This is a genomic window from Pseudomonas peli (assembly GCF_900099645.1).
Classification (GTDB): Bacteria; Pseudomonadota; Gammaproteobacteria; order Pseudomonadales; family Pseudomonadaceae; genus Aquipseudomonas; species Aquipseudomonas peli.
This window is the reverse complement of sequence record NZ_FMTL01000010.1, coordinates 1-17383: the sequence shown is the minus strand read 5'-3', so window position 1 is coordinate 17383 and position 17383 is coordinate 1. Positions and strand designations below refer to the sequence as shown.

The 17383-nt window shown below is 51.9% G+C and carries 18 protein-coding genes; all 18 read right to left on the bottom strand.

The annotated features are described in order from the left end of the window. Window positions 1-302 precede the first annotated feature (302 nt). On the bottom strand, window positions 303-506 hold the full coding sequence (locus tag BLO50_RS20870) for a hypothetical protein (protein WP_090256207.1): 204 nt from the start codon (window positions 504-506) through the stop codon (window positions 303-305). Next, window positions 496-1227, bottom strand: a complete 732-nt coding sequence (locus BLO50_RS20865) for a recombinase family protein (RefSeq protein ID WP_338110987.1) — start codon at window positions 1225-1227, stop codon at window positions 496-498. The genes BLO50_RS20870 and BLO50_RS20865 overlap by 11 nt, the downstream gene beginning before the upstream one ends. Window positions 1228-1338: 111 nt before the next feature. Then, the gene (locus BLO50_RS20860; protein ID WP_090256206.1) at window positions 1339-2004 is read right to left on the bottom strand and encodes a YiaD family glycine zipper/OmpA-like lipoprotein; all 666 of its coding nucleotides are present in this window, start codon (window positions 2002-2004) and stop codon (window positions 1339-1341) included. Between the two features lie 28 nt (window positions 2005-2032). After that, complete coding sequence (locus BLO50_RS20855) at window positions 2033-2365, bottom strand: hypothetical protein (protein WP_090256205.1); 333 nt, start codon at window positions 2363-2365, stop codon at window positions 2033-2035. A 224-nt stretch (window positions 2366-2589) separates the two neighbouring features. Next, window positions 2590-4359: a type IV secretory system conjugative DNA transfer family protein gene (locus BLO50_RS20850; RefSeq protein WP_090256204.1), complete on the bottom strand. Its 1770-nt coding sequence runs from the start codon at window positions 4357-4359 to the stop codon at window positions 2590-2592. Continuing rightward, window positions 4360-5427, bottom strand: a complete 1068-nt coding sequence (virB11, locus tag BLO50_RS20845; protein WP_090256203.1) for a P-type DNA transfer ATPase VirB11 — start codon at window positions 5425-5427, stop codon at window positions 4360-4362. It abuts the gene before it with no gap. Further along, window positions 5427-6818, bottom strand: coding sequence for a type IV secretion system protein VirB10 (virB10, locus tag BLO50_RS20840; RefSeq protein ID WP_090256202.1), 1392 nt, complete (start codon window positions 6816-6818; stop codon window positions 5427-5429). Before virB10 ends, virB11 begins: the two co-directional genes overlap by 1 nt. Then, window positions 6808-7614 carry a TrbG/VirB9 family P-type conjugative transfer protein gene (locus tag BLO50_RS20835; RefSeq protein ID WP_090256201.1) on the bottom strand — a complete coding sequence of 269 codons (807 nt, stop codon included), beginning with the start codon at window positions 7612-7614 and terminating at the stop codon, window positions 6808-6810. The genes virB10 and BLO50_RS20835 overlap by 11 nt, the downstream gene beginning before the upstream one ends. 2 nt (window positions 7615-7616) lie before the next feature. After that, window positions 7617-8387, bottom strand: coding sequence for a VirB8 family type IV secretion system protein (locus tag BLO50_RS20830; protein WP_090256200.1), 771 nt, complete (start codon window positions 8385-8387; stop codon window positions 7617-7619). After that, complete coding sequence (locus tag BLO50_RS21850; protein ID WP_167354488.1) at window positions 8384-8530, bottom strand: lipoprotein; 147 nt, start codon at window positions 8528-8530, stop codon at window positions 8384-8386. The genes BLO50_RS20830 and BLO50_RS21850 overlap by 4 nt, the downstream gene beginning before the upstream one ends. Before the next feature lie 48 nt (window positions 8531-8578). After that, on the bottom strand, window positions 8579-9553 hold the full coding sequence (locus tag BLO50_RS20825; protein ID WP_090256199.1) for a TrbL/VirB6 family protein: 975 nt from the start codon (window positions 9551-9553) through the stop codon (window positions 8579-8581). 5 nt (window positions 9554-9558) lie between these two features. Continuing rightward, window positions 9559-10263: a type IV secretion system protein gene (locus tag BLO50_RS20820; protein WP_167354487.1), complete on the bottom strand. Its 705-nt coding sequence runs from the start codon at window positions 10261-10263 to the stop codon at window positions 9559-9561. A 32-nt stretch (window positions 10264-10295) separates the two neighbouring features. Beyond that, window positions 10296-12692 carry a VirB4 family type IV secretion/conjugal transfer ATPase gene (locus BLO50_RS20815; RefSeq protein ID WP_090256197.1) on the bottom strand — a complete coding sequence of 799 codons (2397 nt, stop codon included), beginning with the start codon at window positions 12690-12692 and terminating at the stop codon, window positions 10296-10298. Beyond that, window positions 12646-13017 carry a hypothetical protein gene (locus BLO50_RS21745; RefSeq protein ID WP_143003851.1) on the bottom strand — a complete coding sequence of 124 codons (372 nt, stop codon included), beginning with the start codon at window positions 13015-13017 and terminating at the stop codon, window positions 12646-12648. The genes BLO50_RS20815 and BLO50_RS21745 overlap by 47 nt, the downstream gene beginning before the upstream one ends. Window positions 13018-13019: 2 nt before the next feature. After that, window positions 13020-13337, bottom strand: coding sequence for a hypothetical protein (locus BLO50_RS20810; protein WP_208597448.1), 318 nt, complete (start codon window positions 13335-13337; stop codon window positions 13020-13022). A 36-nt stretch (window positions 13338-13373) separates the two neighbouring features. Then, window positions 13374-13910, bottom strand: coding sequence for a lytic transglycosylase domain-containing protein (locus BLO50_RS20805; protein WP_338110986.1), 537 nt, complete (start codon window positions 13908-13910; stop codon window positions 13374-13376). A 755-nt stretch (window positions 13911-14665) separates the two neighbouring features. Further along, the gene (gene topA, locus BLO50_RS20795; RefSeq protein WP_090256194.1) at window positions 14666-16717 is read right to left on the bottom strand and encodes a type I DNA topoisomerase; all 2052 of its coding nucleotides are present in this window, start codon (window positions 16715-16717) and stop codon (window positions 14666-14668) included. Window positions 16718-16762: 45 nt separating this feature from the next. Further along, a partial coding sequence (locus BLO50_RS21845; RefSeq protein ID WP_090256193.1) for a hypothetical protein occupies window positions 16763-17383 on the bottom strand: 621 nt, incomplete at its 5' end.

Genomic DNA, 17383 nt, shown 5'->3' with positions numbered 1-17383 from the left:
GTAGCCCCCTCCCCCTACATCTTGTGTCCGATCGTTCGCAGATCCACACAACATCTAGTGTTTTTGCGTCAAGGGCGGAATCCAAGGCCGCAGCCCGCGCAGGAGCGGCCGAAGGCGGCGACGAGCAGGAACGGGCGCAGGTGACGAGCGCAGCGCCCCTTGATGCGCTGTAGGGGGTTTAAACCCTTCTGGCTGAGGACAGGGAGCGCTTCACCTCCCTGCCCTCTGCCACCCCGGCGAGGGGATCGAAAGGCTTTTGCTGCCACATCCAGGGCGCGCACGCAGCGCCCGGGTTTGTGAGGCTAAATCAGATCCGGCGGTAGGCCGGCGCGGATCTTCGATGCAATACGCTGTAGCTCTGCTTTCGCCTCTCTCCGCTCGGCGGCGGTCAAGGGCTCGCCCTGCAGATGATTGGCCAAGCCGTCATCTTGCTCTAGCAGTTCAGCCGCATAGGCTTTAGCCAGGTTGCGGGCGAGCTGGGAGCGCACCAGATCCTTAGAGGCCATCGCCCACCCCCTTTTCCTGCGCTGCAGTAGCAGCCCAGGCCTGCGCGCGTTCTACCAGGCCTTTGGAGCAGCCGAGTAGCTTTGCAGTTGCCCGGATCGAGTGAGATTTACGCAGTTCATTGGCTTGCCTGTAGAGCTTGAGGTTCGGTTGCCGGGGCTTGAGGCGTCCCGCGACCTTTGCGGCCTGTATTCCCTGCGCCTGGCGATCCCTGCGTAACTCGTAGTCCTTGCGCGAAAAGGCGGCCATGAACTCAAGGAACATTTGCGCCATAGCCTTCTGCAGCCAGGGCTCTATCCCCTCCCCTGTACCAGGCTTCATGGCCATGTGGGTTACAGGTAGATCCACGGCTACGACCTGCAGGCCTGCAGCGCTAATCTGCTGCTTCAACGCTTCCCACGCCGGCAGAGGAAGGCGGCTAAGCCTATCCACCGACTCGACCAGCAGAATATCGCCCTCTCCTGCTTCGCTAAGCAGGCGCTGCAGCTCTAAGCGCGCCAGGCTGGCCCCGGACGCATTCTCGACGTAGTAAGTCGTTATCCTGGCCTTGTGGTCGGCGGCAAAGGCCTTTAGCAGTTCTCTGGCCCTGTTCGCGTCCTGATCTTTTGTACTGGCCCGAAGGTATGCCCGAACTATCAATTTGCGCCCTTTTGTCCCCGTTTGAGTGTCCCGATAGTAGGCGTCCCTGTTTGAGCTGTAAAACAACGAAAAAGGGACAGCCATAAGGCTGCCCCTTTTTGGGTGTACTCAAACAGGCCCACCAGATCCCCTAAGCAGAAAATGAAAAGGCCTGGATGACCAGGCCTTTTGCTTTCTGATAGATCCGGCCGAAGCTTATCCGCGAGCTGCAGTAGTGCCCGGCCGAGGAACCAGTTTAATTTCAACACGGCGGTTCTGCGCCCGGCCCTCGGTTGTTTCATTGCTGGCCACTGGCAACGTCGATCCCGCGCCAACTGTCTGCAGGCGAGAGGAGTCAATGCCGTTACTGCGCAAGTATTGCGCCACGCTATCCGCGCGGCGGTTGCTCAATACTTGGTTGGCGTCATAGTTGCCAACCGAATCAGTGTGCCCGGTAATAACAAGTTCACTGTCTTGATATTCACGGAAGCTGTTAGACAGTTGGTTGAGGGTGTAATAGAACGATGGCTGAATTTCGGCTTTGCCAGTAGCGAACGTGATCGAGCCCGGCATAACGATGTTCAGTTGATCGCCCTGGCGCTCAACCTGAACACCCGTACCTTTCATGCTTTCACGAAGGGCCGCTTCTTGTTTATCGACGTAATAGCCATAACCGGCACCTGCAGCACCGGCCACGGCCGCGCCAACAAGCGCCCCCTTCCCACGGTTATCACCACCCAGCAGCGCGCCGGCAACAGCGCCGGCCAGCGCAGCGCCTGCGCCGTACTTGGCTGTTTTCTTGGTAGTCCCGTCCTCATTCTGGACGGTGGCGCAGCCGGAAACGGTTGCAACGAGCAGAGCGGCGGTAAGTAGCTTCTTCACTGGTATCTATCCTTGTCGAGTAATTGACTTACTGATACTTCCAAACATTCCATACCAATGGCTGCACAACTTGTTTGCCGTCTTGGTAAACCATAATGCCAGCCTGGCGCTGGCAGATACGGCCGGCATAAATGCTGCCTTCACTGAAAGCCATGTTATTGGAGAAACAGAAGCGGGCGAAGTCCATTGCACGCGCATCGGTGCGCGTTTTCTCAAGTTGAGCGGCGCGGCTATCAACTGCAGTAATTCGTTCTTCCAGTGTTTTGAGTTGGATATTGGTTTTATCCAGCTCACCTTGCGAAGCGCAACCGGAAAGAACCAAAACAGAGAATGCTGCAGCCGCGATAAAAAGTGCTTTCATGGTGACTCTCCTAACTTATACCAGTGTGTTTAGTTTTAAGCGGTAAGACCCGCCAATATTACCATTGAGTAAGTCTTTAATCAGTTTCTCAACAAGTTCGGGATTTATCATTTGTAACCCTTCTTGCCTGAATTGGTGCCTGGTTGCCCCAGGCCTGCCCACCACTAAGCAGGTGACGCGACCATTAGGCTAAAAGCGAATGGCCATTTTCGCGGGCGCGAAAATTAAACAATGGCCGGTGCTGCCTCGGCGTTCTTACTTTCAAAGATCATTGGCGGAATTTCAGGTACTGGCATATTTGCTTTGCCGGCAAACAATTCTTCCTTGTACCAAAAAATCTTATCGGCATTGATTGGGAACAGCTTGCCGCCCTTCTTGAAAATAACCTCTTTGTCATAGGGCAACCGCTGTATCTCTTGAGGCAGCATAAGCGCGCGTGAATGGCGCTGGATGCTGTCGGTGGAGCTTGGCCCGCCTTTTGCCCTTGTACGGCTTCGCGCGCGGTCTTTAAGCGTGGTATTGCCGAGACGTTTTGAATATTCCTCGGAGTCTTGGACGCTCTCGGTTGCATACACAATCTCATTGTGGAATGTGTCGAGAAGCGATTCACCGCCAGCACGGCCGTAGCACTGGTCTGCAAATACCTGGGCCTTGTTTTGGAAAACAATGGCGTAGCGCATGTTATATGCGCGGGTATAACCAGACGATGCGCGGATGATTTCAATAGGCCCAAGTGCCACAAATTCATCCAGCAAAGCCAGGCACTGATATTTCAATACCGGGTCGCCGTTTTCATCCTTCGGCCCATCTTCCGGCAGCATATCCGTGTTGAGCGTGATTGCCTGGGAGAAAAACAGATTTAGAAGGCGTTGGAACTTCGGAATATTGCCAGGGGCAATACCCACATAAATGGTCATCTTCTTTTTGCGCAGGTCGCGGAAATTGAAGTCAGATTTTTGAGTGGCTGCACGGCAAAGAGCATCAGAGAAGGGGTCGAGGTAAGTACCGATAATGCCTTTAGTAGTGTCGCGCTTCTTTTCCGTCTCATTTGCATAAGACATGAGCATGCGCACGCATTCATCGCTCAGCGGCCTATCACTTTTGGCTCGGCGCGCAATTGTGGTGATGATCCACTTATCAATGCCAATTGGACTGTCATTGATTTCAATGACCCGGTACATATTGCGCGGTTCTTCTGGTGTTTCGACCAGATACAGCAACAGACCATCCAGGGCTTTCCGGGCACCAATAAAAAACGATTGGTTAGGGCCAGGATCTGCAGGAATCAAAATGGCGGAAATGTTCTTAATGTCCGCTAAGGTCTTGCGTGGATCTGGGCTTATGTAGTCAAGGCAGTTCCAGCAGTGGCTTTGGTATTTATCGTTATCGGGGGAGAATAGAAAGACTTCTTGGCCGAGAACGCTACTGCGGTAGCCTGACGTAATGTTGAAGTTCTCTAACTTCGGGTCGAAGTTGATAACGCTATGCGGGTACGTCAGCAGGTTAGGTACAACGAACCCCACGCCTTTACCAGATCCGGGCGGCGCTGCGAGCGTCGTGTATTCCTGCGAATAGTCAGCAATATAGCGTTTGCCCTTTCTGCCAAGCAGAACGGGAGGCCATTTATTATCTTTCTTATCATCGAGGAACATACCGGCATTTTGAATTTCAATGTCGGTTGCAAATCGAGCATCGCCGTATAGGCGATCAATGAGGGTTTTGCGCGTAACAAGCAGCGCAATGCCGAGGAAAAGTATCATTCCGATAGGCGAGAATGAGATAGCCAGGCCCATCTTGATAAACTTTTCTACAGGCCCGCCCATCTTTCCATACGCTTGGTAATACTCGTAAAGAGTAGTTAGCTGCACGTTATGGAAATCTAGCCCAAGTCTTTTCAGCAGGAAAATGCCGCCAGCATATTGGCCGGCGACAAGCAGTGCGATCAGCGTAAACAGCAGAACAAGCACTAGGGCAATTATTTTACCGGGCTTCATTTATTCACCATTCAATAAGTGAAGTTTTTCTTCTGGCTCATATCGAATTTGCTTTAGATATGAACCTTCCCATTTGGTAATAATGTCGAGAGACGAAGCAATTTCATGGTATACGAAGCTTTGATCGAGCGTTGCCCCTGTCTTGGACTCTTTAACAAGTTGAGTCAGGCGCGGAATGCAATGCTCAACACCGCCGAAGTGGGCTGTTGTGATACTGCCGTCATGGCCGGTTTTCAAAAGCGCAAAGTAATCCCATGTTTCTTCGCCACGCAGTTCCGACATAAAGATATGGTCGGCTTTCATCCGCATACAGGATTGCACCAAGTCTTTAGACGGCAAAATTGCATTGCCGTCTTTGTCTTTGCTGTTGTTAAAGAAAAGGTGAACACGATTCGGATGATGTGGCATAAACAGTTCAGCCACGTCTTCAATAGTGATATACCGGCGATTTGGCGGGTAAAGGTCAACAATAGCTTTCGCAAACGTCGTTTTACCCGAACCAGTCTGGCCGCCAAATATCATGTTTTGCTTGTGCAAAACTGCCAACTTGAAGAAGTTGTAATAGTCCTCGCGCTTAATGCACATGACCATTTCTTTTTGCCAGTCTTCAATGTCCGTTTTCTTCTTAACTACCTTAACGCCAGTTAATCGGCCGCTGTCCCGGTAATCTTCCAGGGAAAAACGATCCTTGGAAGGCTTACGGATAGTAAGGCTCAAGCAGCCTTTTTCAGTGGCGGGCGGCATGACGATTTGGCCGCGCTCCCCATCGGGGAGCAATACCGGGCAAATTGGGTAATCATTTAGCTGGCTGGACTTGTCAGAAACTTGAACCGCCATACTATTGGCAAGCTTCTTAGCCAGGTCGAACGTAAGTTCAGGCGAATTTACCTTTTCCCAAATTGCTTTTCGCTCGAACCAAAGTTCACCGGGCCGGTTCATTGCAACTTCTGTCACGCCTTCAATTTCAAGCAGGTCTTGAATGCCGGCTTTTTTAAGCAATGCCCGTATGGGCTTGCTGTTATCAAACATATTTTCCGCAAACGGGGCTGCATTCAAATGAGCATTCATTATTCGACCCCGTAAACAGTTCTGAAATCAATGTCACGCGCAACAATGATGTTTGTTTCTGTTGCGTGGTTGACGTAGCCAGTCGGAGGAATATTGATGCTGTTTTCCAGCGCAATGCTGGCCATATCCTGGGCGTTATCGGTGCTGCTATCGAAGGTCATAGCGTCGTCACCGCCGCTTGATGCTTGGTCGGCAATAGCCTGGAAAGCGTCATCGAGGAAGCTAAGCAGGATCGCGCCGCCGAAGCGTTCGGCGTAGTGGTTGTCGATCCATGCGTCTAGGCCTGCAGCGCCGAGCTGGTCAGCCGCCATAGAGTCGATACGAACGCGCACGCCGTCAGGTGTTTCGATGGAGCCCCAACTTACAAACACTTTGGCAATGCCGTTCTCCATGCTCACCTTGCGTTCGCCGTCAACTTTAGAGCCACGGCTAATAAGCACCACGCTTCCGTCTGAGCTGTATACGTCACGGTTAATCAGGCAGCTTGTTTGCCCTGGATAGTTGGTAACAATCCGGGTAATGAGGGTGCAAGGAATGGTTGTCCCGTGGATAAGTAGAAACTTCTGGTCGGGACGAATCATGGCAATGCCGTCTGGATAAGTCTCGGTGGCCAGCATGCCGCCGATGCTGTTGCCGGTGGAGCTGGACGAGCCCCCAAGACTGCCGCCACCAGTTCCGCCCATCGCGGCGCTCATGTACGGGTTTGCAGCCATTCGTTCTTCAAAGGTCATCTGCTGACCCTGGCCGCGACTGCTAGCGCCTGCTTGCCGCCCTTGCTGTGCGCCCCCGCTGTTTGCGGCGCTGCTGTTGCTGGAGTTCTTTTCTTCACCAGTCCACAACACATCCTCTTGCCAGCGACGTGCTGCGGCGATTTCTGCCGGCGTTGGAACAGGCTTGCCGTTCTTCATTTCGCGCGGTGCCTGGCCGCCTGCAGCTTGATACTGGCCGAGCCCTGGAGCGTTCGCGGGCGGTTGTGCAGCGGCAGGCGCTGCAGGCTGAGACTTGCCCTCGGCCTGTTTCCGCGCAAGTGCTTCGGCCTCGCGGCGTTTGCGGTCATCTTCCATTTGCTTGGCCATGCGATCTTGGAATGCTCCAAGATCCGGGCCGGTACTGGAGTTCATGGCTAAGGCCGCATCATCCTTAACCTGGGCCTCGGCCGCCGCCTTGTTCTTGTTGATCGCGTTGTAGAAGAACAGGCCGAAGAACCCAACAACCAACAGTGCAAAAACAATAACGGCCACTACGGCGATAACTATGCGCTTATCTTTACGCTTAGGAGCCTTAGTAGTCGGTTCGCCACGGTCGCCATAAATGGGCTCTGGATGCTCTACAGTCGGCAACGGTTTGCCGGTTTCTTCTTCATCGAAGTTTTCGTATGGGTTATTGCGCATTGAGTTTCACCCGAGTTTCGCCGGTAGAAGTTTTGTTTCTGTTGTACGGAGCATCGCGCATAGAGTCGGTTTTAATACCGAGAACCTTATTGCCAATGCGTAGCCGGAATTCTTCGGCTACTTCATGCACAACAATCACATCTTCCTTCATGTTGAAATTCACCAGCGCCTCTTTCAGCTCGGAATCTGGCGAGTAACGATAAACAGCCGGTAATGCTTTGCTTGTCGGGAATTTCAAACAGGTAAAGCGGCCATCATCCCAAACTTCCGTTGGCGACAAAGACTGATCGCCATATTTGAAGTAGTTGAAGTTTTTAGGCCCGTCAGAACACGGCCCTTTGTCTTCATGTACTTTTTTAGCATCTGTGAGCGGTACAGGTTCTGCAGGATACTTGTAACGCACTTGCCAAGAGGCTTGTGTAATGTGTTCGGTTTCCACAAGCGAAATAGCGTAAGTGCGCTTATTCGTAACGAGGTTAATGTTTGTTTGCGGGAATGGCCCGCTCGGCTTGAGAAAAATATTGTGTCCGCGAACGCCAATAGTCCACGCGCCCTTATCCCCGATGGAGAGGCCGCCGGTAGGAAGGTTTACAAGATATTCACCTTCTTCAAGCTGAATAAGCGTTGAGTTACCCGCGCGGGTTTTAACGACTACAACGTCATCGGGGTTATACATGATGTACTGAATACGCTGATCGAATTCAGTACCTTTCGGAACAGAGGCCGCGAAGGTTGTTGCGCTGGAAAACAGCGCAACAGCAAGGGCCGAAACTTTGAAAATATGACCGAGTTTCATTATTAGCCCCTAAATTGCTCTTGAACCAACTGGAAGGACGGCACTTTCATGCCGAGCGGGTTAAGGCGGCGTTCTTCGGGTTTAAGCTTTGGGTTTGGATATTCGTAGCTCAGAGTTGCAACCCAGAAGGTTTTAGGAATAGTAATGCTCGGTTTACCATCCGCACCAATAACGGTCTTACTAAAGCGCACGGTTGCCGTGCTGGTCTTTTCGTCCAGGGTAATCGAAGTCACATCGACTACAACACGCGCTTTGTCTGCCAGGATAGCCAGCGGGGACTTTGGCGACTTAATGAAGTTATCGTATTCGTTGAATACGGAGCGGTTGAGTTCGCTAAACGATTTAACTTTATCGTAGTTAAGTTGTGCCAAGCCCCAATCGTAAGATTCGCGGGCATTGACATATTCGGCAATGAAGAATTTATCGACTTCTTCGCCGTAAGTTGGCAGGGACTTGTCCAGGGGCTTCCAGACTTCTGCCATACCTACAGACTTGTCTACATAGAGCAAATACGGCTCAACAGTCTTGAGTGGGGTAAGTGCTGCAATAGCCGCCGCTTGTACGATGTTAAGAACGACTGAAATTCCCGCAATCACCAGCGAGGCTTTCATCAGTCGCTTACGCCAATCGGACTTTGATTTTTCAAAGTTCGCGGCTTCCTCAATCATTCGGCGCGCTTCTTTCTTGAGCATTGCACGCTCAGCGGCTACGCCTGTTTCGCTGGCATTCTCCAGCGTTTTGGCTTTATCGAAGTGTTCTTGATGCTGGCTCATTTAGCTGCACCCCCAAAGGTTTCGTGTGGTTGGTTGACGTTGACTTTTACTAACGGCCCTTCGGGCTCTGGTGGAGTTGGTGGCTTGGTAGAGCAACCAGTTACAAGCAAAACAGCAACAGCCAGGATCAGGAATTTGTTCACGTCGAAGACTCCATTTTTTCGCGCCCGCGAAAATTCAGTAGATTGCTATTAACCAAGTCGGCGGTTCTTACCGCCAGATAGAGAGTTGCCACCGCCGCCTGCAGCTTTAGCCGCCCCACCTACCAACTTGCTTAATCCCCCTGTAACTTTGCTCATAAGCGGCCCAACAGCGCCCATGCTGTTAATACCGACACCACCTGTTAGGTGAGAGCTAAGCGCGGGAATCGCAATAATTACGCCGGAAAACAACAGATAGCTGAAAACAAGTTTCAGCATTGTTAGATCGCCTACAAGTATATTGCTAAACGCATCACCAGAAACATACTTTTGAAGCATGTTCGTCAACATTGTGAAGGTGATTCCGAATAGTGCATATAACAGTGTGTAGTTTAATAGCTGGGCTGCCCACTTCATAAACAGATCCCTAGTGACAGGGAAAAATGCGAATGAAATGAACAGGGGGCCGAGCAAAAGCACCAATGACACCATTATTTTTGCAATCATCAGATAGATGAATGCAACAGCCATAAATATCAACCCAAAGAAAAAGACCACCACGATTGTGGTAATCGCCTTGAACAAAGGGCCAATATTCAGGTTGGTTACCGACATATCAGGCGCATTTTCCCAAATGGCTTTTGTAGTGGCCATAATCTGGTTGCCCATCTGGTCGATAATCTGAGGCGTCTCAGATCCCGTCATTGCAAACGCTTCTGCTATTTCTGCACCGATGCTATTAACCGGATCAACAACGGCAGTCTTGTAATACCCGACGTTGAAAGCGAATAAGGTAAAGAGAGCCATGTAGGCCATTCGCTTCATCAAATCGCCTATGGGTAGGTCTGACGTGTTGCCAGACCATATCCAGTTAAGGGCTATGAATACGAAGTACAGCGAGACAAACGCCCCGATCACCGGGGCTATCAAGTCTGCGAACGTACCGAGCCCAACAGAAAACATTGTGCTCAAAGCTTCATCGACCGAATTGAATATGGCAGTGCCTAATGTGAATTCGGTAGCCATTTATATTATTCCTCGCCAGTTTCCAGAAACTTTTCAAATTCCTGGTTCTGTTTTTGTGCCAGCATTTTGTCGTTACGCGCCATGAGGCTTTCAACTGTTGCCAAACGGTTGGCCTCGTTCGATATGGCGGCCTGCTCTGCAATTAAGCGGGCCTGAATATCTTCTTTCTCTTGGGGTGTGGTCGCTGAGTCAGCCAGAGCCTGCAGGTTCTTGATATTTTCAAGGCGCAGGTTGTTTGCGCGATGGGCATTTTCAAGCGTGCGCAGGTTGGTTAGCTGCACGTCGAAAACTTCCTGCTGCGTTTCGTTTTCAGACTTGAGGCCGTACTTATTGCGGTAGCTTTCCAGGGTGCCGGCGTCCATATCCTTATAGATTTCTTCCCAGCTACCGGCTGTTGCCGTAGTTGGGATGTAATCCACCATTTCCTCACTCCAGTATTGGCCGCCGTAACCAGAGTTTCCGGTAGTCATATCCTTCAAATCTTCAAACTGTTGTTCAGCCTGTTCATATTGCTGCTGCAGCTCGGAGATTTGATCTTGCGCGGCGGACAGTTGTTCGGCTGCTTCCATGGCTTGCTGCATGGCATCCATGACGGCCTGGGCGATAGCCGCAACGTCCACGGTCGGGATACCAGACGCATAGACGGGCGCGCTGGAGGCACCAAAGGCCAGTGCGACGGAGAGAGCGAGAGCGCGAATTTTTGTGTTCATGTTCAATACCCCTTTCAATTCCATTGTTTGAGTTACTGGCCGTCCAAACTGATGCTCTTGCGCGCTGAGTTTTGATCTTTCAGCCGTTGCCGGAATACCGGCACCCAATCTTTCGGATCATTACCAACTTCGGCGCGTACTTCATGCGAGAGTTTGATAGATTCCCAGGTGCCCGAAATAATCGGCAGGAAGTCTTCAAAGTCGTTCAGATCCAGCTTTGCAAAGGTGGATTGATGCGACTGTTTAATAAGGAATGTCCGCGAGTCCTTTTCAAGAGCATGCAAGTCGTCGAACTCTTTTTGATTGAGTCCGCACAACTTGTACTTTTCAAAGGTTGCTTCCGGGTTTGGAAGAAATACTTTCGTCGGCGTCTGCTGAATAATCGCCGGAAAGATTTCACAGTTAATTGCGTCTTCGGGCGATTGAGAAACGAGAAACATAAACTCGCTCTTAATACGGCCAGCTTTAAGCGCGCCTTCAATCTGCTTTTGCGTGGTCGGGTAGTTGCACGGCACCCAGAATTCTTCAACCAGGGTCAGAAACAGTTGGCCGTCGCGCTGCATCATATCTTTCATATGGAACAGCACCGACAGCACGGGCTCTGTAGCTGGATGGCCTTTTTTCAGAATGCTGGTGGTGTTGAAACCGATCCGATCCATGGTTGCCGGGTCGAAGCGGTTTACAGGGCTATCCAGCGCCCAGGCCATTGGCCCGTTGCAGGAGTGCTGCCACTTCGCCAGGCGATCACCCAGGCCGTCGCCACCCTCTGGCGGAATGAGCGACTTTAGATAGCTAAAGCGGCGGTCTTCCAGATCCATGAGCATGATGGTGTCTACAGCTTCTTTGATCTTCTGTTCGTCGCTGGCAGTCAGCTTGCCGTCCTGATCCCGGCCGCACGCACCGACCAGCCTATAAAGAAAGGCGCGGAGCGACGGCGAGTCTTCAAGCTGGAACGGCTGCAGGCCGGTATCTACGCCGTCCTCAATGTCGAAGTAGACCGCGCCATAGGTTTCAAGAAAAAGCTGCATCGAGCGGTTGAAGTCGATGGCAAAAATCTTCGGTTTAAAGCGATCCAGAAAGCCCACTACAACGCCTTCCAGTGTGGTCTTACCTGCGCCTGTCGCACCCAGGATTAAGCAGTGGCCGGCGTACTTCTGGCCGCGCACGTCCTGGCCGATATTGCTGAAGTGGGTATTGAAGAAGTAGATCGAATCAGACTTGGTTTTGAGCGGGATAACTGCCGAACCATCACCGATAGGGTTGCCGAACTGTTTGCCTGTCGGGTAGTTGTTCAGGGAGAAGCCGCACGCCAGGTTGCGAGTCGTTTTCGGCTCAGACAGCGGCTTGTCTGCAGCGCCCGGCATCATGGAAAAGTAAGTGAAAATCCCCGAGGCAGTGGCACGCAGGAAGCGCGCCCCGCTGCTGGCCAGGAGGTTGGTAGACAGTGAGTTACCGTTATCAACCGCTTCTTTCGGGGTGTTGCCGTAGACCACCAGGGCGCTGTGATATTCGCCAAAGCTCAATTCACCGGCAGAGACGAAGCCGCGCGCGTCTTTCAGATCCTCGACGTAGTGGCCAGGGAAGTTCGTACCAGACTCAATTTCGTTGACCTTCTTATTGACGAGGTTAAGCGTCCGCATCGAAGTGAAATTGAGGAAAGACTGAGTAAGCACAAATTCATAAGGCTCGCTCAGCAGTGCGTTCCACATACCGCGCTTGCTTTCGTCGGGATATTCGCGCAGATCAAAATAGGTTGCGTACTTCTTCCCGCCTTTAGCGGGGCGAATTTCGCACAGGTCAAAACCAAAGTTAAGTTCGGATGTTTGAATGCGTTCCGAAAGTTCGTCACCCGCCAGCGGAACAAGATCATCTGTATTGTTCAGCAGGCGGCCCAGGAACTCGCCAATTTGCGAATGTGCAAGACCGTGACTGTTTACTTCAATGCCAAGAGCAACAGCGTCATAGCGGCGCAGTGCTTTAAGGGCAAAGTCCAAAAGCAAGTTCAGGGCTTCGATGCCTTGGTCAATATCTTCCTCGTACTTGTAAACGAAGCTGATTGCATACGTTGTACGGAAGAAGTCGCCAGTTTTGAACTGTGCAAGATACTTCTTGGAGAAGTCAGCTACGAAAGCGTTGTCGAACTTATAGTCAAAGTCGAGCGACACTTTCTGTTTGATAACGTGGCACCACTGAGACACACGCGGCGCGTTTACTTTGTTGATTTCAGAGAAAACCCGAGTCAACGAATTGAATGCTTGCTCAAGCTGCGCATTCGTTGTTGTTTCAAACGGAATGCCCTGCAGCACAATAACGCCAAGAAGGCGTTCATTTCCCATCGAAACAATGCGTTCATCAACGTGCCGGTTATAACGCGGCAGCATCTCAGCCGGTGCGATGAATTTTTTTAAGGCGGCGGAAAAAATGCTCATGCTTAGATCCTGGCTTATTGGGGGATACAGTGAGAATCGGGGAAACTAGCTTTAGTCTCAGTCTCCAGGCTTTGAATACCCAGCGTGCCCGCTCCATTGCCTTGTTATCTGTTTCACAAAGAACTTTGAGAAACATAAGCACCAGACCGCACACTAATGGCCAAATCATTCCAGGCCAGCCGAAGATCATTCCAAAGAGAAACGCCCCAAATACTCCAGCACCGAACAAAATCAGAAGGGGGCCAAGAGGAACCCCCATAAACATCGAGACATAACCCAGCCCTTTAAAGCTGGCGAATGTCGGTTCCTCTTTGCCCTCTGCCATGATTAGCTACCCCAGATCGACCAGGCCCACTCACCAACAACGATGATCGCGCCGGCGATGGCTACATAGCCCACACCTACCAGCACGTCAGCCCATTGCTTGCGATCCAGCAGCGCCATAACTACCAGATAAATCAGGTAGATAAAGACGCCGACACCCAGGAAGCCATAGGCCCAGGTCTTGATTTCGTTGGCTTGGTTGGTGGCTTCATCCAGGCCACCGGCTGCAACGGCGTAGTTGTAGAAGAACATGGCCATGAAACCGAGGAACAGTTGCAGGTACTTGTTCTGTTGCTTGGCTTGGATTTGTTGCTGGTTCATCCGTTATTTCCTTTTTTCAGTGGTTGAGTGTTGCTATTAGTGAAAGTCGCCCAATACATCCCATGACATAGAATCGTCGGGCTCCGATTCCTTTTCTTTTTTAACTTCCTTGAGTTCTTCCAGAGCTTTAGCCGGCTCGGCCGGTGCTGCAGTTTCTTTCTTTGCTGGGTCTACCTCTTTAATGTCCGAAGGTTTGAATTGAATTTCGGGCACACCTTTAAGCTTTTCGCTATTGCTGGCGATCATCATTAAATAACTAGGTTTGTTCTCCCCTTCCTTCTCAAAGCCGCGAGTGAAGTTGTTGGAGTAGTAGCAGGAGAATGCGGCTGTTAGCGCTGCCTGGCCTTCGCCCATCTGCGCGCTAGCGCGTTCGTAGCAGTTGCCCAGTACCTTGCTGCTGGCCGTCAGATTTGGGCATGGCTCAAAGACGGTATCGACCGTCAGGCCGAGTTTTTCCCAATTGCCCATATAGACCTGGCCCAGGCCGCCGCTAATGCGCGCGCCTTGAGCCATAAGGGTTTTAGCCATTGCCACGGCTTCTTCCTTTGTCTTTGGCTGGTCAATCAGATCCATGCCCACTACGCCAATAGCGAAAGGATTTCCGCTAGACTCCGAAACGACTAGCGAGGCCATCGTATGAGGGGCCACGTCAGGGGCGCATTGCTGAGCCAGGGAAAGGATTGCGGCTTGTAGGAGCATGGTATTAGCCCGAGTAAATTACTGTTGCCTAGTATATGTAAAAAACACAGAATTGGCGTTATATAAATCTAATTAAATTTGAAATGCAACCCAAAAAAGTATTGAGACGATGAAGCCCAACGCGACAAAGACGGCCAAGGCAGACAAGCTAATAGAATTGCGGAATGTCGTAGGCCACACACAGCAGGAGGCCGCTGATTTTCTATATGTGAGCAAAAGCACATATCAAAATTGGGAATACGAAATTTCACGAATACCTCTGGCCTTCTATGAGCTGTACGAACTGAAAGCTATTGCTCGCGGGCTGTTGAAATACAGTCCCGGCGAGAAACCGAAGGGAGAGGGCTAACGAGGGGCGAAAGCAGTAAGCATAAAAAAAGGCCAGATATGTAATCTGGCCTTTTTCATTTTCGCGGGCGCGAAAATAACATTCGCTGCCTGTCCTTGTGAATTATTCGGCCATCCCTGCAGAACCAGGCTCTGCCTGGCTCATACGGCAAGTGGCTATCATACCAAACCAATCACAGCATTCGGTAATTGATAGCCATTTTTGTGTTCCAGTTCGATGAATGGGTATTGCAATGGGCAAATTACAAAACGCTTTGTAGGAAATAACTTACATGCGTAAGTTATCGGCCTTTCGTCATATCCGGCTTATTACCTTTCAGGTTCGGATAACTCGCCTTGCAAGCTGGTGTAGCGCTGAAACCAGAGCAGCCCCAGAAATCGTAACCATCCTTTCCCGGCTTCTTCTTGTGAACCAGCGGCTTGCCACATTTGCCGCAAGGGTAGTTGGACAGCTTCACCTCCTTCGGCTTTCCAGGGACGCCCTTTTCATCTGGCGCGGTGCCCTTGCAATCCGGGTGCGCTGTGCAGCCCCAGAATGGGCCGTTAGCACCGTTGGCAATGCGCCGCAGAGGCTTTTGGCAGAGTGGGCACGGATATACGGGCACCTCTTTCTTGAAGGTGGCCACCGTGGCTACCTGGCTCTTTATCTCGGCATCGAGGCTGCTATGCAGCTTCTGGATAACACCCTTGTACTGCGCTTGGCCTGCCGCAATCTTGTCTAGGTCTTCTTCCAGATCGCGGGTGAAGCCAATGTCGAGGAACGAAAATTTGCCTTCCAGGCGCTGAATAACCAGCTCGCCCACTGGCTCCGGTCGGAGCTGGCGGTTTTTGTCCACGCTGATATAGCCGCGAGTGTTGATGATGTTGTTCAGGATCGCCGCGTAAGTAGCAGGACGACCGACGCCCTCGGCTTCCAGTGCCTTAACCAAGCTCGCCTCGGTGTAACGCTTCGGTGCCTTAGTCTTCTTGTCCAGCAGCTCGCCATTGACTGCACTCAGAGCGCTGCCTGGGCTCAGCATTGGAATAGGGTTATCGTCCTCGCCTTCTTTTTCATCGTCGTCGGCCGTCGCGTCATTGGCCAACAGTGCTTTCCACCCCGGACTAACCAGCGTGCGGCCTGCGGCCCCGAATTTCACTGTCTTGCCTTCTACAGGCTCAGCCGCCTGCAGATATACGGTGCGCACCTTGAAAAGTGCTGGCATAAGCTGCGAAGCCAGGGCACGAATACGGATCAGCTTGTACAGCTCGCGCTGTTCTGGGGTTTCGCCTGCTACCTCAACTTCCCAATGGGTAGGCGTGATGCCTGGGTGCCCTTCCTGCGCCCCATCCTTGGCCTTGAATACGCGGCGTTTCTCGACCACTTCCAGGCCGAGGCTTTGCGCTACAGCGCGTATCTCGGGCATGGCTTCCTCTGACACGTTGGGGTTATCAGAGCGGTGATAGCTGATATGCCCTTGCTCATAGAGCTGCTGGGCAATCTTCATTGCAGTGTCTGGGTTCCACTTGAGGGCGTTACTTGCTGCCTGCTGCATGGTGGAGGTTGTAAAGGGCGCTGGCGGGTTGCGGGATTGGTCGGTTTCTTCGCAGGACGACACCACAACGCCGCGAACAGCCGCCACTAGCTCGGCATATCGCTTGTCCATGAAATACGGCGAATCATCAGTAACGAAGCCCTCGGCCGTCATCCATTCGGCTTCCCACGTCTCGCCCATTTTCGCGCCCGCGAAAATCAGACGAGCCCCGAAGTGGGCAGTTACCTTGAAAGCTTGAATCTCGCGCTCGCGTTTGACGACCAGGTACACAGCCGGCGATTGCACGCGGCCTGCAGAAAGCCGCTCGCCCGTCTGGCGCTTTAGCTCTGGGCTGACCATATAGCCCACCAGGCGATCCAGCACGCGGCGGGCTTCTTGCGCACCCACCATCTTCATATCTATTCGGCCAGGTGCGGCAAGCGAATCACGCACCTTGCCTTCACTGATTTCATTGAAGGCAACCCGAATCGGGTTTTTCAGGGCCAGGGCTTCTTTCAGGTGCCAACTGATGCTTTCGCCTTCGCGGTCAGGGTCGGTCGCCAAGTAAACCTCACTGGCTTGGCTTACGGCCCTTTCCAGCTTGGCCACCACTTCGCTACCGCGCTCGGTCAGCTCATAAGTGGGCATGAAGTCGGCGCGCACGCCGCTGGTAATGTCGTTCTCGCCCTGCCCTGTTGCGGGCAAGTCACGGACGTGGCCTACGCTGGCCTCGATCCGCCAGCTTTCGCCTGGGCGGATCTTCGATAGGATTTCTTCCAGTTTTTTCTTCTTGCCGGGTGACTCAATAATCATAAGTTTCATGCAATTAAACCCTTCCTTAGTTTCAGATTTGTCTTATTTAAAAGTTCACCAGTTCGGCGTATATGCGGGCCAACATAAGTTCACATCCCATATAAATCCTTTAACTGGATCAATTCCCCAGAAGTAATAGCCCTCACTTGGAATGCAATAAACGCTGTGGCCGGCAATCTCGCCAATCACGATTTCTTGCCCTGGAAACGCTGAAAGAATGTCGGGTACACCGATGCCAGCAGAACACAGGCTATCCCTGACAACCTCGGCCCGCGTGGCGTCTAGCTTGGCTTCACCGCCTACGATCCGGTGCTTAGAGCTGGCTGCATGGGCTCGAAAGCGCTGCCATTCCTCGGCAGAAAGTTGCTCATTGACGTGTCGAAGAACGATGCTGATGAATTCTTCTTTATATGGGTGTATGTCGTAATCTTGCTGGCACATATTATCCATAACGCCACTCCCTGAACTATTAGCGCAATAATCAAACTTCCCGATTATATCAAAATCTGCCAAATCGACAAACAAAAACCGCCTAATAATGCAAAGTACATAACACAATATTGGCGCTTTCGTTCCGACTTCGCCGGCCGGGCTTTCGTGCTGCGCATCGAGCCGCTGATGCTCAGCGTCTCGCCCCTGTCGGGCTTCAATCCCTAACGTCTTCCGGCCTTCCAG

Coding starts and splice junctions, on each gene's coding strand:
- BLO50_RS20870 (WP_090256207.1), bottom strand. CDS start 506: ATGGCCTCTAAGGATCTGGTGCGCTCCCAGCTCGCCCGCAACCTGGCT.
- BLO50_RS20865 (WP_338110987.1), bottom strand. CDS start 1,227: ATGGCTGTCCCTTTTTCGTTGTTTTACAGCTCAAACAGGGACGCCTAC.
- BLO50_RS20855 (WP_090256205.1), bottom strand. CDS start 2,365: ATGAAAGCACTTTTTATCGCGGCTGCAGCATTCTCTGTTTTGGTTCTT.
- BLO50_RS20850 (WP_090256204.1), bottom strand. CDS start 4,359: ATGAAGCCCGGTAAAATAATTGCCCTAGTGCTTGTTCTGCTGTTTACG.
- virB11 (WP_090256203.1), bottom strand. CDS start 5,427: ATGAATGCTCATTTGAATGCAGCCCCGTTTGCGGAAAATATGTTTGAT.
- virB10 (WP_090256202.1), bottom strand. CDS start 6,818: ATGCGCAATAACCCATACGAAAACTTCGATGAAGAAGAAACCGGCAAA.
- BLO50_RS20835 (WP_090256201.1), bottom strand. CDS start 7,614: ATGAAACTCGGTCATATTTTCAAAGTTTCGGCCCTTGCTGTTGCGCTG.
- BLO50_RS20830 (WP_090256200.1), bottom strand. CDS start 8,387: ATGAGCCAGCATCAAGAACACTTCGATAAAGCCAAAACGCTGGAGAAT.
- BLO50_RS20825 (WP_090256199.1), bottom strand. CDS start 9,553: ATGGCTACCGAATTCACATTAGGCACTGCCATATTCAATTCGGTCGAT.
- BLO50_RS20820 (WP_167354487.1), bottom strand. CDS start 10,263: ATGAACACAAAAATTCGCGCTCTCGCTCTCTCCGTCGCACTGGCCTTT.
- BLO50_RS20815 (WP_090256197.1), bottom strand. CDS start 12,692: ATGAGCATTTTTTCCGCCGCCTTAAAAAAATTCATCGCACCGGCTGAG.
- BLO50_RS21745 (WP_143003851.1), bottom strand. CDS start 13,017: ATGGCAGAGGGCAAAGAGGAACCGACATTCGCCAGCTTTAAAGGGCTG.
- BLO50_RS20810 (WP_208597448.1), bottom strand. CDS start 13,337: ATGAACCAGCAACAAATCCAAGCCAAGCAACAGAACAAGTACCTGCAA.
- BLO50_RS20805 (WP_338110986.1), bottom strand. CDS start 13,910: ATGGATCTGATTGACCAGCCAAAGACAAAGGAAGAAGCCGTGGCAATG.
- topA (WP_090256194.1), bottom strand. CDS start 16,717: ATGAAACTTATGATTATTGAGTCACCCGGCAAGAAGAAAAAACTGGAA.